A 14,111-nucleotide genomic window follows, 5' to 3' on the forward strand; every position below is an offset into this window, starting at 1 on the left:
GGTGGTTTCGAGGCCGTCCGAGGTCATCGACGCACCGGCCCTCCCCGAGGACACCGACACCCACCCCTCCGGGTTTCCGGCATGGCGCCCCGTACCAGCCTAATCATCAGATGCCCCGGCCCGGCAGGCCCGCCCACCCCGGAAGGCCCGGAAGGCCCGGAACGACTCGGTCCCCGCGGGGTGCAGCCCGGCCGGCGTCAACGCGCCTCCCCCCTCCAGGACTTTCCCCTGTGCGTACGTGCGGTTGCTGGTGCGTCCGAGGTCCGTGCTGCACGGCGCTCCTGCTGACAACGACCGGGAACGACGGGCGATAGGGTGCCCGTGAGCCATATGAGCAGTTGCGAATCGGCCGCGTAGAGCAGGCAGTTGTACGGCCGCACCCGAAAGGCAATCCGACGTGAGCTTCGGCCCACCGCCGTCCGTCTACACCCATTCCTCGATCGCTGCGGACAGCAGTGCGAAGAAGCGCCGCCGGTACTGGCTCGTGTGGGCCTCGGCCCTCGTGCTGGTCGCCGCTCTCGGCACCGGCGCCTGGTTCCTGTGGGGCGCCGAGCGCGACGTGACGCCGAAGAAGCGGCCCGCCTCCGCCCAAGGCCCCCTGGACATCCGCGAGACCGTCGAGAAGCAGCCCGCCGGCACGGTCGGCGCCATGGCCTTCCGGTTCTCCGTGGACGACCTGAGCCCCGGCGAGTCGTACGAGCTGCCCGGTATGTGGGCCACCGACAGGATCCTCGCCAAGGGCATCAACAAAACCCTCGTCGGTTTCGCCGTGGGCACCGACGCCGCCCCCGGCGACGAGAAGTGGAAGCTCCCCCTCGCCGGCCGGATATGCGGCTACACCCGCCATGTCACCGGCGACAACCGCACCGCCGTGCTCTACGCGGGCAAGGACGACGAACACGCCCTCTGCGACCACGTGGCCTTCTTCGACCTCGACGACGGCAAGCAGGTCTGGTCGCACGAGTTCCCCGTCCACGGCACCGGCGCCGGCTCGCGGAAGCCGACGACCGACGCCCTCCAGGACACCCCGAGCGTGACCCTCACCCACGACACGGTCGCCGTCACCTGGGGCGGCGGCACGCTCGCCTACGACATGGACCACGGCAGGCAGCGGTGGAGCACCCGGGCGACCGGAACCTGCCACGACGACGGTGCCGCGGGCGGAGGCGCGCTGCTCGTCCGCGAGCGGTGCCGGAACGGCGAAGAGAACCTCCCGGTCGACAGCTGGGACCTCCTCACCTACAAGATCCGCAAGGTGGACCCGTAGACCGGGCGCACCCGGTGGACGTACTCCGCCGCCAAGGGCATCCGCTCGGTCGACGTCCCCTCCACCGACCCCGCCGTCCTCGCCGTGTCGGCCGGCGACACCGCCATCACCGAACTGCTCTCCCTCGACGACGACGGCAGGAACCGCGCCACGATCCGCCTCCAGAACGGCACTTACGTCGGCGAATGCGCGCTCCAGGACGACTACACCGTCCTGGACTACTGCCCGACCGTCGCGGTCGGCGCCGGCCAGGTCTTCCTGCGCAGCAAGGACGACATCGGCAAGCACACCTCGAACTGGGTCATCGGCTTCGACCTGGCCACCGGGAACACCACCCGGAAGTTCGAGTCCGGCCCCGACTCGCTGCTGATCCCCGTCGACGTGAGCGGCGACCGGCTGCTCGCCCTGCGGGAGAGCCAGGACCGCATCGCCCCCAACGCGCTCGTCGCGCTCGACCCGAAGACCGGTGAGGAGAAGCCCTTCTTCTACTTCGACCTGCCGCCCGAGGGGGAGAACTTCACGTCGATCGACTTCACCGACGTCCTGGTCCAGAACGGCCGCCTCTACTTCGGCGCCAAGTCCATCACCGGCCCCGCCAAGAACCAGCCCCGCTGGGTCTACGCCGTGCTCGGCATAGGCAGCAGCCCACTGAAGAACCCCTGAGCTTGTTCTTAACCTCTGCGCCGTTGGACTTCTGCTGAGGGTCCGCGGCGGGCCGGGTTGCGTGGGGCCATCTCGGCATGCGCCTGGGCCAGTCCCCCTCCCCGATCCAGCCCCCGGCCTTCTGCCGACCCCCGCCCCGGGCGCCCAGACCCTCTCGGACCTGTCCCGCCTACCTGCCCGCGGCCCCCGGGCGCCCAGCCCTCACGTCGCCCGGCCCCTCGAGCGCCTTGGCGTCGAGCGCCTTGCTCCCCGGCCCCGCCAAGCGCCGTCCGCGCGCCCCGTTCCCCGGAGCTCTCGCCCTACCCCTCCACCCGATCCCTCTGATCCCCCCGGTCCCCCCGGTCCAGATCGAACTCCCCGTCGCGCGCCCCCAGCACGAACGCCCGCCATTCGCCCTCCGTGTAGCGCAGCACCGTGTCCGGGTCCAGTGAGGACCGCATCGCCACCGCGCCGCCCGGCAGGTCCGCGATCTCGACGCGCTCCTCGTGCTCCTCGGTGCCCGGCGCGCACTTCCACTCGACGCCGGAGATGTCGAGCGCGTACAGCTCGTCCCGCTCGCGCTCCTTGCGTGCCTTCATCTCCGCTTCCGTCTCCGCCATGGCACCGCGTCCCCTTCCCCACTCTCTGCGACCGGTCCACAACCGATCGACGACACGTGCGTCACCCTAGTGGCCCCCCACCCTCCCCCGAGATGGTTCGGATACCCGGGCGAGGGTGTCCGCCACCTCCTGGTACCCTGATTGTCGGCCGTTTGTGTAAGCGCCCCCGGAGCCCTCCGTATCGAGGCCCTGGAGGCCGCGCCACAGCGGATCCCGCCAGCCGAGTCACGGAAGTCACCCCGAGAAGCAGACCGGGGGCACTCGGTGGCCACACACAGACCATGAGGAGTACGCGTGTCGCTCGACGCCGCTACGAAGAAGCAGATCATCGCCGAGTTCGGCCAGAAGGAGGGCGACACCGGCTCCCCCGAGGTCCAGGTCGCCATGCTCTCGCGTCGGATCTCCGACCTGACCGAGCACCTCAAGACCCACAAGCACGACCACCACTCCCGCCGGGGTCTGCTGATCCTGGTCGGCCAGCGTCGTCGCCTGCTGCAGTACCTGGCCAAGAAGGACATCCAGCGCTTCCGTACGCTGGTCGACCGCCTCGGCATCCGCCGCGGTGCGGCCGGCGCCAAGTAAGACGCGTGGAGGGAGCGGTTCCCGTCTGGGGGCCGCTCCCTTTTGCTGTACGTACGGAAACGTGCGGAGTGTCACCGCCCCTTTGTAGTGTGGTAGCACGACGCATGACAGCACAACGCATGACACATCACAGAGGGTGACGACGCCCGACGCGTCCCACCCGCCGCACCACCCACAGAACGAGGAGAAGCGCACCTAGCCGCCGCCGGTCCTCGGTAGTGGCCCCCGGGGGAAGACAGCCCCGGGTGCTTCGATCGAAGACCGGCCCGCACCGCACGGCGCGCATCTCCGCAACCGTCCCTCCGCCACACGGGCGGCACGGACGAAAAGACGACAAGTAACGGAGAAAACGCTAGTGGAGAACGAGACCCACTACGCCGAGGCCGTCATCGACAACGGCGCCTTCGGCACCCGCACCATCCGCTTCGAGACGGGCCGCCTGGCCCGCCAGGCCGCCGGCTCGGCCGTGGCCTACCTGGACGACGACACCATGGTGCTGTCGGCCACCACCGCCTCCAAGAACCCCAAGGACCAGCTCGACTTCTTCCCCCTGACGGTGGACGTCGAGGAGCGGATGTACGCCGCCGGCAAGATCCCCGGCAGCTTCTTCCGCCGTGAGGGCCGGCCGAGCGAGGACGCGATCCTCACCTGCCGCCTGATCGACCGCCCGCTGCGCCCGTCCTTCAAGAAGGGCCTGCGCAACGAGATCCAGGTCGTCGCCACCATCATGGCGCTCAACCCCGACCACCTGTACGACGTCGTGGCGATCAACGCCGCCTCCGCGTCCACCCAGCTGGCCGGCCTGCCCTTCTCCGGCCCGATCGGCGGCGTCCGCGTCGCGCTGATCAGCGGCCAGTGGGTCGCGTTCCCGACGCACACCGAGCTCGAGGACGCCGTCTTCGACATGGTCGTCGCCGGCCGCGTCCTGGAGGACGGCGACGTCGCGATCATGATGGTCGAGGCCGAGGCCACCGAGAAGACGATCCAGCTGGTCAAGGGTGGCGCCGAAGCCCCCACCGAGGAGGTCGTCGCCGCCGGTCTGGACGCCGCGAAGCCCTTCATCAAGGTGCTGTGCAAGGCCCAGGCCGACCTCGCCGCCAAGGCCGCCAAGCCGACCGGCGAGTTCCCGATCTTCCTCGACTACCAGGACGACGTCCTGGAGGCGCTGACCGCCGCCGTCAAGCCGGAGCTGGCCTCCGCGCTGACCATCGCGGGCAAGCAGGAGCGCGAGGCCGAGCTGGACCGCGTCAAGGGTCTGGCCGCCGAGAAGCTGCTCCCGGAGTTCGAGGGCCGCGAGAAGGAGATCTCCGCCGCGTACCGCTCGCTGACCAAGACCCTGGTCCGTGAGCGCGTCATCAAGGAGAAGAAGCGCATCGACGGCCGCGGCGTCACGGACATCCGTACGCTCGCCGCCGAGGTCGAGGCCATCCCGCGGGTGCACGGCTCCGCGCTGTTCGAGCGTGGCGAGACCCAGATCCTGGGCGTCACCACCCTCAACATGCTCCGGATGGAGCAGCAGCTGGACACCCTCTCCCCGGTGACCCGCAAGCGCTACATGCACAACTACAACTTCCCGCCGTACTCCGTCGGCGAGACCGGCCGCGTCGGCTCCCCCAAGCGCCGCGAGATCGGCCATGGCGCTCTCGCCGAGCGCGCCATCGTGCCGGTCCTGCCGACGCGCGAGGAGTTCCCCTACGCGATCCGTCAGGTGTCCGAGGCCCTCGGCTCCAACGGCTCGACGTCGATGGGCTCGGTCTGCGCCTCCACCATGTCGCTGCTGAACGCCGGTGTGCCGCTGAAGGCCCCCGTCGCCGGTATCGCCATGGGTCTGATCTCCCAGGAGATCAACGGCGAGACGCACTACGTCGCCCTCACCGACATCCTCGGTGCGGAGGACGCCTTCGGCGACATGGACTTCAAGGTCGCCGGCACCAAGGAGTTCGTCACCGCCCTCCAGCTCGACACCAAGCTGGACGGCATCCCGGCCTCCGTCCTGGCCGCCGCCCTCAAGCAGGCCCGTGACGCCCGCCTCCACATCCTCGACGTGATGATGGAAGCGATCGACACGCCGGACGAGATGTCCCCCAACGCGCCGCGGATCATCACCGTGAAGATCCCGGTCGACAAGATCGGTGAGGTCATCGGCCCCAAGGGCAAGATGATCAACCAGATCCAGGAGGACACCGGCGCCGAGATCACGATCGAGGACGACGGCACCATCTACATCGGTGCCGCCGACGGCCCGGCCGCCGAGGCCGCCCGTGCGACGATCAACAGCATCGCCAACCCGACGATGCCCGAGGTCGGCGAGCGCTACCTGGGTACGGTCGTCAAGACCACCACCTTCGGCGCGTTCGTCTCCCTGCTCCCCGGCAAGGACGGTCTGCTGCACATCTCGCAGATCCGCAAGCTGGCCGGCGGCAAGCGCGTGGAGAACGTCGAGGACGTCGTCGGCGTGGGCCAGAAGGTCCAGGTCGAGATCGCCGAGATCGACTCCCGCGGCAAGCTCTCCCTCATCCCCGTGATCGAGGGCGAGGACGAGTCCGCCGAAGACGCGAAGGACGACTCCGACAAGTGACGTCGAGTAGCTCCACGGCGACGGCCCGCACCTCCTCGGAGGCGCGGGCCGTCGCCCGTACCCAAACCCTGATCAAAGGCGAGAACGGCATCGGCACGGTCCGCAAGACCACCCTCCCGGGCGGCCTGCGCATCGTCACCGAGACCCTCCCCTCGGTCCGCTCCGCGACCTTCGGCATCTGGGCCCACGTCGGCTCCCGCGACGAGACCCCCGCGCTGAACGGTGCCACGCACTACCTGGAGCACCTGCTCTTCAAGGGCACCACCCGCAGGTCGGCGCTGGACATCTCCGCCGCGATCGACGCGGTCGGCGGCGAGATGAACGCCTTCACCGCCAAGGAGTACACGTGCTACTACGCGCGCGTGCTCGACACCGACCTGCCGCTCGCCATCGACGTCGTCTGCGACATGCTGACCGGCTCGCTCATACTCGAGGACGACGTCAACGTCGAACGGGGCGCCATCCTCGAAGAGATCGCCATGACCGAGGACGACCCCGGCGACTGCGTGCACGACCTGTTCGCGCAGACGATGTTCGGCGACACCGCCCTCGGCCGCCCCGTCCTCGGCACGGTCGACACGGTCAACGCCCTCACCGCCGACCGCATCCGCCGCTTCTACAAGAAGCACTACGACCCCACGCACCTGATCGTCGCCGCCGCCGGCAACATCGACCACCAGAAGGTCGTACGACAGGTCCGCGCGGCCTTCGAGAAGGCGGGCGCCCTCGGGAACCAGGACGCCGCCCCCATCGCCCCGCGCGACGGCCGGCGCACCATCCGTACCTCGGGCCGCGTCGAACTCCTCGGCCGCAAGACCGAGCAGGCCCACGTCGTCCTCGGCATGCCCGGCCTCGCCCGCACCGACGACCGCCGCTGGGCGCTCGGCGTCCTCAACACCGCCCTCGGCGGCGGCATGTCCTCCCGGCTGTTCCAGGAGGTCCGCGAGAAGCGCGGCCTGGCCTACAGCGTGTACTCGTACACCTCGGGCTTCGCCGACTGCGGCCTGTTCGGCGTCTACGCCGGCTGCCGCCCCTCACAGGTCCACGACGTCCTCAGGATCTGCCGCGACGAACTCGACCACGTCGCCGCGAACGGCCTGTCCGACGACGAGATAGGGCGCGCCATCGGCCAGCTGAGGGGCTCCACGGTGCTCGGCCTGGAGGACACCGGCGCGCTCATGAACCGCATCGGCAAGAGCGAGCTGTGCTGGGGCGAGCAGATGTCCGTCGACGAGATGCTGACCCGGATAGCGGCCGTGACCCCGGACGAGGTCCGCGCGGTGGCCCGCGACATCCTGGGACAGCGCCCGTCGCTGTCGGTCATCGGCCCGCTCAAGGACAAGCAGGCCGCCCGGCTGCACGACGCGGTCGCCTAATCCACTCCCGTAAGGAAGCACAACAGATGAGCAAGCTGCGTGTGGCGGTCCTCGGCGCCAGGGGCCGGATCGGTTCCGAGGCGGTACGGGCCGTCGAAGCCGCCGAGGACATGGAGCTGGTGGCCGCGCTGGGCCGCGGCGACAAGCTGGAGACGCTGGCCGAGACCGGCGCCCAGGTCGCCGTGGAACTCACCACGCCCGCCTCCGTGATGGACAACCTCGAATACTGCGTGGGCCACGGCATCCACGCGGTCGTCGGGACGACGGGCTGGACCGAGGAGCGCCTCGCGCAGCTGAAGGGCTGGCTGGCCGCCACCCCAGAGACCGGTGTGCTCATCGCGCCGAACTTCTCCATCGGCGCGGTCCTCACCATGAAGTTCGCGCAGATCGCGGCGCCGTACTTCGAGTCCGTCGAGGTCGTCGAGCTGCACCACCCCAACAAGGTGGACGCTCCCTCCGGCACCGCCACCCGCACCGCCCAACTCATCGCCGAGGCCCGCCGCGCGGCCGGCACCGCCCCGGCGCCGGACGCCACCGCGACGGGCCTGGACGGGGCGCGCGGCGCCGACGTGGACGGCGTCCCGGTGCACGCCGTACGGCTCAGGGGCCTGCTGGCCCACCAGGAGGTCCTGCTGGGCGGCGAGGGCGAGACCCTGACCGTCCGCCACGACTCCCTCCACCACAGCAGCTTCATGCCGGGCATCCTGCTGGGCGCCCGCCGGGTGGTGACGACTCCGGGCCTCACCTTCGGCCTGGAGCACTTCCTGGACCTGAACTAGAGATCCCTTCCGACATGCGCGCCAAGCTCTCCTACGCCCTCACGGCCGCCGTCCTGGTCTTCTACTTCGTCCTGGTCGGCAGCCGTGGCGTCATGCTCATCCAGTCCGGCACGGTCATCACCGTCACCTTCGGGATCGCGGTGCTGATCCTGCCGGTGATCGGTGTCTGGTTCCTGTGGAAGAACACCCAGTTCGTCCGCCGGGCCAACGCCCTCGCCGCCGCCCTCGACGCGGAGGGCGGCCTCCCCGTCGACGAGCTCAGGCGCACCCCCGGCGGCCGGATCGACCGTGACTCGGCCGACGAGGTCTTCGCCCGGCGCAAGGCCGAGACCGAGGCGGCCCCCGAGGACTGGCGCACCTGGTTCCGGCTGGCCGTCGCCTACCACGACGCCCGCGACACCCCCCGCGCCCGCAAGGCGATGCAACGCGCGATCCGCCTCCACGACGGCAAGAGCGCCGAACCGGCCTGACCACCCGGCCGCCGTACACCGAGGCCCCGGTACAGCGAGGCCGCGGTACAGCGAGGCCGCGGTACAGCGAGGCCGTAGTACACCGAGCCCGGCGTACGCCGAAGGGGCCGGCCCGCACTCTGCGCGGACCGGCCCCTTCGGCGTGTCGTGGTGTGTCGTGGCGCGCGGTCAGCCGCGCCCGCTCTCCGACGCCCACCCCTCGACAGCGTCGGAGGCCCGGTCGAAGGCCTCGGCCCGCCCGAGGAAGTCCGCCCCGTGCGTGGTCAGCAGCATCGCCGTCTCCTCCGCCGGCCGGTCCTTGCGTACGAGGAGCACTGCCTGACCCTGGACGGTGCGCGGCAGGCCCAGCCAGCGCACCGGCCGCTGAACCGTCCGCACGGCCGCGATCCGGTCCCACGGCACCGTCCGCGTCAGCAGGAACCGCACGTGCCGCAGCCCGCGCGGGCTCACCCACACCCCCATGCGCAGCAGCCGCAGTGCGGCGGCGATCACCAGCAGCGAGACCCCGAGGATCACCCCGGCGTCGGAGCCCTTCCCGGTGAGCGCGATGACGACCGCCGCGAGCAGCACGTACGAAGCGAGCAGCAGGGCCAGCGCGGCCACCACGACCCGCCACGGGCCGGGCCGGTAGGGGCGCCGCCAGCGCTCGCGGTCCTCGTAGGGCAGCGCGACGTCGTCCGCTGTCTCGAACGGGCGCTCGGCCGTCAGGAAGGGCAGGGGCACGGCTGGTCCTCACTCGTTCGTGCGTGGGCTGTGCCCGGAGGCTATCGCGCTCAGTGCCCCTGAGACGCCTGTGGCTGCTGCGACCGCTGTGACTGCTGTGTCGGAGCGGAGTGGTCCACGGTGAGCGCAGGCCTCGCGATGACCACCGATCCCACGAGCGCGGCCACGATCGTGAGCCCCAGCAGCCAACGCCCGGCCGCCTGCCCGAGCGAGGCCCGCTCACGGGGCGGGGGAGTGACATTGCTGGTGAACACGGCGACTGCGTCCTTCGAGGAGTCGTACAGAGGGTTTCCGTCAGTACAGACGCGCGAGAAGAGCAAAAGGTGCCCTTCTTGCCCCGAATTCCCAGCTCTTCGCCGAGGATGTCGTGGCCCCGCACCGAACGCCCCGTTGTCGGTGGGGGGCCGTAGAGTGGGCGCCGCCCAGAGAAGTGATGGAAGGGACCCTCCGACCCGTGACCGACACACCCGCCGACGACCTCACCCCCAGCTTTCGCGGCGATGTCACCGTTGAGCTGGTCAAGCACAGCGCGTCCGACTCCGATGTGCTGTGGGCCGCCCGAGTCTCCACCGCCGGCGAGCAGTCCCTGGACGAGCTGACGAAGGACCCGGAGCGCTCCAAGGGCCTGATCAACTACCTGATGCGGGACCGGCACGGCAGCCCCTTCGAGCACAACTCGATGACCTTCTTCATCAGCGCCCCGATCTTCGTCTTCCGCGAGTTCATGCGTCATCGGGTCGGATGGTGCCTGCCGGGGGACGCCATGATCCGTGTCGGCACCGGCAAGAACAGCAAAACCAAACGCATCGCGGACGTCTACCGGGACTGGAAGATCGGCGTGCCCGACTCCATGGGGCGTACACGCAGGCTGAAGTCCTGCCAGAACCTCATGGCCGACACCGTCGATCTGGAGACCGGGCTGGCGGAAAAGGCGCCCATGGTCGATGTCTTCGAGTCCGGGGTGAAGCCCATCCTCAAGGTGTCGACCACGAACGGCAAGGCGCTTCGGTGCACCGCCGACCACCGTGTGTGGACGCCCGACGGCTGGGTTCGCGCCGGTGACCTGCGCGTCGGTGACCAGGTCGGGCGGCTGGGCCGCGTAGGGGTCGGCGAGAGGGCGGGCATCCCGAAGCGCCTGCGGGAGGGCATTCAGATCTGGACCGCCGAGCAGCGAGCCCACCTCATCGCGCCCATGGATCTCTGCTACATCTGCGACGAGAAGTTCGAGGCCAAGGACCTGGAGCTGGATCACGTCGTCCCGGTGGACGCCGATCTGACCAAGGCACTCGACGTCTCGAACCTGCGACCCGCCTGCACGTCGTGTCACCAGCGCAAGACCAGCGGCGAAGGCGCGCCGGTCGGAGTGCGCCGCCGCGCCTTCCAGAACGGCGTGCGCTGGGAGGGCGTCCTCTCCGTCGTGCCCGACGGCATGGAGATGACCTACGACATCTCCATGCCACCGCCGCACCACAACTTCATCGCGGACGGTTTTGTCGTACACAACTCGTACAACGAGGAGTCCGGGCGGTACCGCGAGCTCCAGCCGGTTTTCTACGTCCCCGGTGAGGATCGCAAGCTGGTCCAGCAGGGACGTCCCGGCAGGTACGAGTTCGTCCATGGCACTGCCGAACAGTACGGGGCCGTCACCGCGGCGATGGAGGAGTCCTACCGGCAGTCCTACACCGCGTACCAGGAGATGCTCGCGGCCGGTGTCGCCCGCGAGGTCGCCCGCGCCACCCTGCCCGTCGGACTCTTCTCCTCGATGTACGCCACCTGCAACGCCCGCTCGCTGATGCACTTCCTCGGCCTGCGCACCCAGCACGAGCTCGCGAAGGTGCCGTCCTTCCCGCAGCGGGAGATCGAGATGGTGGGCGAGAAGATGGAGGCCGAGTGGGCGAAGCTCATGCCCCTCACGTACGCGGCCTTCAACGCCAACGGTCGTGTCGCGCCGTGACGAAGGCGTGTTCTCCTGCCCGGCACACATGTACGGGTCATCCGCGCGAAGTGTCCGTATTGCGGCATTTGGAGAAGTTCATCTAGCCTGATCAAACGGACCCGGTACTGCTTGAACCCCCGAGCAGGCAGTACCGGGCTCCGCATTTGTCGTGACTTTTCGTAACCCCCCGAGGGCAGACCACACGGGGAGCAACGAGTAGCGTGTTACCCATGGCTCCGACCTCCACTCCGCAGACCCCCTTCGGGCGGGTCCTCACCGCCATGGTCACGCCGTTCACGGCGGACGGCGCACTCGACCTCGACGGCGCCCAGCGGCTCGCCACCCACCTGGTGGACGCAGGCAACGACGGCCTGATCATCAACGGCACCACCGGTGAGTCGCCCACCACCACCGACGCGGAGAAATCGGATCTCGTACGAGCCGTCCTGGAGGCCGTCGGCGACCGGGCCCACATCGTCGCCGGTGTCGGCACCAACGACACCCACCACAGCATCGAACTGGCCAAGGCCGCCGAGAAGACCGGCGCGCACGGCCTGCTGATCGTCACCCCGTACTACAACAAGCCCCCGCAGGAGGGCCTGTACCGGCACTTCACGGCCGTCGCGGACGCCGCCGAACTACCGGTCATGCTCTACGACATCCCCGGCCGCAGCGGCGTCCCGATCAGCACCGAGACGCTCGTCCGCCTCGCGCAGCACCCGCGGATCGTCGCCAACAAGGACGCCAAGGGCGACCTCGGCCGCGCGAGCTGGGCGATCGCGCGCTCCGGTCTCGCCTGGTACTCCGGCGACGACATGCTCAACCTTCCGCTGCTCTCCGTGGGCGCGGTCGGCTTCGTCTCGGTCGTCGGCCATGTGGTCACGCCCGACCTGCGCGCCCTCGTCGACGCGTTCGTCGCCGGCGACGTCCAGAAGGCCACCGAGATCCACCAGAAGCTGCTCCCGGTCTACACGGGCATGTTCCGTACCCAGGGCGTCATGACCACCAAGGCCGCGCTAGCCCTCCAGGGCCTGCCCGCCGGTCCGCTGCGCTCGCCCATGGTCGAATGCTCGCCGGAAGAGATCGAGCAGCTCAAGATCGATCTTGCCGCCGGCGGGGTACAGCTCTGACAACGGACTTCACAACTGAATAGGCAGGCCACCGGTGCCTGCGCCCACAACGACAACTGCTTCTGCACGAACGTCACGCGCGCCACGTGCCCTACCGGTACGTGGCGCGCGTGTTTGAGGAGAGTCTTTTGAGTCATCCGCATCCCGAACTGGGCCCGCCCCCGCCGCTCCCCAAGGGCGGCCTGCGGGTCACCCCGCTGGGCGGCCTCGGCGAGATCGGCCGCAACATGACGGTCTTCGAGTACGGCGGCCGTCTGCTGATCGTCGACTGCGGAGTGCTCTTCCCCGAGGAGGAGCAGCCCGGAATCGACCTGATCCTGCCCGACTTCTCGTCCATCCGTGACCGGCTGGACGACATCGAGGGCATCGTCCTCACCCACGGTCACGAAGACCACATCGGGGCCGTCCCCTACCTCCTGCGCGAGAAGCCGGACATCCCGCTGATCGGCTCCAAGCTGACCCTCGCGCTCATCGAGGCCAAGCTCCAGGAGCACCGGATCCGCCCGTACACCCTCGAGGTGGCCGAGGGGAACCGCGAGCGCATCGGCCCCTTCGACTGCGAGTTCATCGCCGTCAACCACTCGATCCCGGACGCCCTGGCCGTCGCGATCCGCACCCCCGCCGGCATGGTGGTCCACACGGGTGACTTCAAGATGGACCAGCTGCCGCTGGACAACCGTCTGACGGACCTCCACGCGTTCGCACGGCTGAGCGAGGAGGGCATCGACCTCCTGCTCACCGACTCCACCAACGCCGAGGTGCCCGGTTTCACCCCGCACGAGCGGGACATCTCCAACGTCCTGCGCACGGTCTTCGCGGGCGCCCGCAAGCGGATCATCGTGGCGAGCTTCGCCAGCCACGTCCACCGCATCCAGCAGATCCTGGACGCGGCCCACGAGTACGGCCGCCGGGTCGCCTTCGTCGGCCGCTCGATGGTCCGCAACATGGGCATCGCCCGGGACCTCGGCTATCTGAGGGTCCCGCCGGGCCTGGTGGTGGACGTCAAGACGCTCGACGACCTCCCCGACCACGAGGTGGTCCTGGTCTGCACGGGCTCCCAGGGCGAACCGATGGCCGCGCTGTCCCGCATGGCCAACCGCGACCACCAGATCCGGATCGTCCCCGGCGACACGGTGATCCTGGCGTCGTCCCTGATCCCCGGCAACGAGAACGCGGTCTACCGCGTGATCAACGGCCTGACCCGCTGGGGCGCGAACGTCGTCCACAAGGGCAACGCCAAGGTCCATGTCTCCGGCCACGCCTCGGCGGGCGAGCTGCTGTACTTCTACAACATCTGCCGCCCGAAGAACCTGATGCCGGTCCACGGCGAGTGGCGCCACCTGCGGGCCAACGCCGAGCTGGGCGCCATGACGGGCGTCCCGCACGACCGCATCGTCATCGCCGAGGACGGCATCGCCGTCGACCTGGTCGAGGGCAAGGCCAAGATCTCCGGCAAGGTCCAGGCGGGATACGTCTACGTCGACGGTCTCTCCGTCGGCGATGTCGGCGAGCCGGCCCTGAAGGACCGGAAGATCCTCGGCGACGAGGGCATCATCTCCGTCTTCGTGGTGGTGGACTCCTCCACGGGCAAGATCACCGGCGGCCCGCACATCCAGGCCCGCGGCTCCGGCATCGAGGACTCGGCCTTCGGGGACGTCGCCCCGAAGATCACCGAGGTCCTGGAGCGCTCGGCCCAGGACGGAGTGGTCGAACCCCACCAGTTGCAGCAGCTCATCCGCCGCACCCTGGGCAAGTGGGTCTCCGACAACTATCGCCGCAGGCCGATGATCCTCCCGGTCGTGGTGGAGGTCTGAGCGACGTACGACCCGCGTACGACGGCTCGTACGTGTGAACCTGGAGCGGGGCGCCTCGATTTGCATCGGGGCGCCCCGCTCCAGTACGTTTACGGCTCCGCCTGAACGGGAAGCGGTCCGCGCCACGCGCCGGACCAGCCCACCGGGAGGGGCCGGGAAAACCGACTCAGAACTTCTGATAAAGTCGGAACCGC

General features: G+C 69.4%; 13 protein-coding genes and 1 pseudogene. 11 read left to right on the forward strand and 3 right to left on the reverse strand.

The features are described from left to right. Positions 1-397 precede the first annotated feature (397 nt). Together AQJ58_RS45045 and AQJ58_RS45050 are read left to right on the forward strand one after the other, a co-directional pair. Positions 398-1,267, forward strand: a complete 870-nt coding sequence (locus tag AQJ58_RS45045) for an outer membrane protein assembly factor BamB family protein (protein WP_234360387.1) — start codon at positions 398-400, stop codon at positions 1,265-1,267. A gap of 84 nt (positions 1,268-1,351) precedes the next feature. Next, the gene (locus AQJ58_RS45050) at positions 1,352-1,930 is read left to right on the forward strand and encodes a hypothetical protein (protein ID WP_234360388.1); all 579 of its coding nucleotides are present in this window, start codon (positions 1,352-1,354) and stop codon (positions 1,928-1,930) included. A gap of 299 nt (positions 1,931-2,229) precedes the next feature. On the opposite strand, the gene AQJ58_RS35140 is transcribed toward AQJ58_RS45050, so the two are convergent. After that, positions 2,230-2,529 (reverse strand): DUF397 domain-containing protein, encoded by a 300-nt coding sequence (locus AQJ58_RS35140; protein WP_067257661.1) that lies wholly within the window; start codon positions 2,527-2,529, stop codon positions 2,230-2,232. 294 nt (positions 2,530-2,823) lie between these two features. On the opposite strand from AQJ58_RS35140, the gene rpsO reads away from it, so the two are divergent. From rpsO to AQJ58_RS35165, 5 genes are all read left to right on the forward strand, one after another. Continuing rightward, on the forward strand, positions 2,824-3,111 hold the full coding sequence (gene rpsO, locus AQJ58_RS35145; RefSeq protein ID WP_016432306.1) for a 30S ribosomal protein S15: 288 nt from the start codon (positions 2,824-2,826) through the stop codon (positions 3,109-3,111). A 355-nt stretch (positions 3,112-3,466) separates the two neighbouring features. Further along, the gene (locus AQJ58_RS35150; RefSeq protein ID WP_067257664.1) at positions 3,467-5,689 is read left to right on the forward strand and encodes a polyribonucleotide nucleotidyltransferase; all 2,223 of its coding nucleotides are present in this window, start codon (positions 3,467-3,469) and stop codon (positions 5,687-5,689) included. After that, a complete protein-coding gene (locus AQJ58_RS35155; RefSeq protein ID WP_067257666.1) occupies positions 5,686-7,065 on the forward strand; it encodes a M16 family metallopeptidase in 1,380 nt (459 codons plus the stop codon). The genes AQJ58_RS35150 and AQJ58_RS35155 overlap by 4 nt, the downstream gene beginning before the upstream one ends. Before the next feature lie 26 nt (positions 7,066-7,091). Next, positions 7,092-7,844, forward strand: a complete 753-nt coding sequence (gene dapB / locus AQJ58_RS35160; protein ID WP_067257669.1) for a 4-hydroxy-tetrahydrodipicolinate reductase — start codon at positions 7,092-7,094, stop codon at positions 7,842-7,844. A gap of 14 nt (positions 7,845-7,858) precedes the next feature. Beyond that, entirely contained in the window at positions 7,859-8,314 is a 456-nt protein-coding gene (locus tag AQJ58_RS35165) for a tetratricopeptide repeat protein (protein ID WP_067257671.1), read from the forward strand. Positions 8,315-8,482: 168 nt separating this feature from the next. Here the strand turns inward: AQJ58_RS35165 and AQJ58_RS35170 are convergent, their stop codons facing one another. Both AQJ58_RS35170 and AQJ58_RS45055 read right to left on the reverse strand, forming a co-directional pair. Beyond that, entirely contained in the window at positions 8,483-9,037 is a 555-nt protein-coding gene (locus AQJ58_RS35170) for a hypothetical protein (RefSeq protein ID WP_067257674.1), read from the reverse strand. 50 nt (positions 9,038-9,087) lie between these two features. Next, entirely contained in the window at positions 9,088-9,321 is a 234-nt protein-coding gene (locus tag AQJ58_RS45055; RefSeq protein ID WP_067257727.1) for a hypothetical protein, read from the reverse strand. A gap of 170 nt (positions 9,322-9,491) precedes the next feature. Here AQJ58_RS45055 and AQJ58_RS45060 point away from each other — a divergent pair. The 4 genes and pseudogenes from AQJ58_RS45060 to AQJ58_RS35190 all read left to right on the forward strand — a co-directional run. Next, positions 9,492-9,782: pseudogene (locus AQJ58_RS45060) on the forward strand (FAD-dependent thymidylate synthase); the annotation flags it as partial. After that, positions 9,762-10,991 carry an FAD-dependent thymidylate synthase gene (thyX, locus tag AQJ58_RS46060; RefSeq protein WP_420712203.1) on the forward strand — a complete coding sequence of 410 codons (1,230 nt, stop codon included), beginning with the start codon at positions 9,762-9,764 and terminating at the stop codon, positions 10,989-10,991. The pseudogene AQJ58_RS45060 and the gene thyX, both read left to right, overlap by 21 nt. A 212-nt stretch (positions 10,992-11,203) precedes the next feature. Then, entirely contained in the window at positions 11,204-12,103 is a 900-nt protein-coding gene (dapA, locus tag AQJ58_RS35185) for a 4-hydroxy-tetrahydrodipicolinate synthase (protein WP_067257678.1), read from the forward strand. Between the two features lie 128 nt (positions 12,104-12,231). Continuing rightward, positions 12,232-13,917 carry a ribonuclease J gene (locus tag AQJ58_RS35190; RefSeq protein WP_067257681.1) on the forward strand — a complete coding sequence of 562 codons (1,686 nt, stop codon included), beginning with the start codon at positions 12,232-12,234 and terminating at the stop codon, positions 13,915-13,917. The last annotated feature ends 194 nt before the right edge of the window (positions 13,918-14,111 follow it).

The sequence above is a fragment of the Streptomyces sp. DSM 15324 genome (assembly GCF_001514285.1).
Lineage (GTDB): Bacteria > Actinomycetota > Actinomycetes > Streptomycetales > Streptomycetaceae > Streptomyces.

Coding starts and splice junctions, on each gene's coding strand:
- AQJ58_RS35140 (WP_067257661.1), bottom strand. CDS start 2,529: ATGGCGGAGACGGAAGCGGAGATGAAGGCACGCAAGGAGCGCGAGCGG.
- AQJ58_RS35165 (WP_067257671.1), top strand. CDS start 7,859: ATGCGCGCCAAGCTCTCCTACGCCCTCACGGCCGCCGTCCTGGTCTTC.
- thyX (WP_420712203.1), top strand. CDS start 9,762: ATGCGTCATCGGGTCGGATGGTGCCTGCCGGGGGACGCCATGATCCGT.
- dapA (WP_067257678.1), top strand. CDS start 11,204: ATGGCTCCGACCTCCACTCCGCAGACCCCCTTCGGGCGGGTCCTCACC.
- dapB (WP_067257669.1), top strand. CDS start 7,092: ATGAGCAAGCTGCGTGTGGCGGTCCTCGGCGCCAGGGGCCGGATCGGT.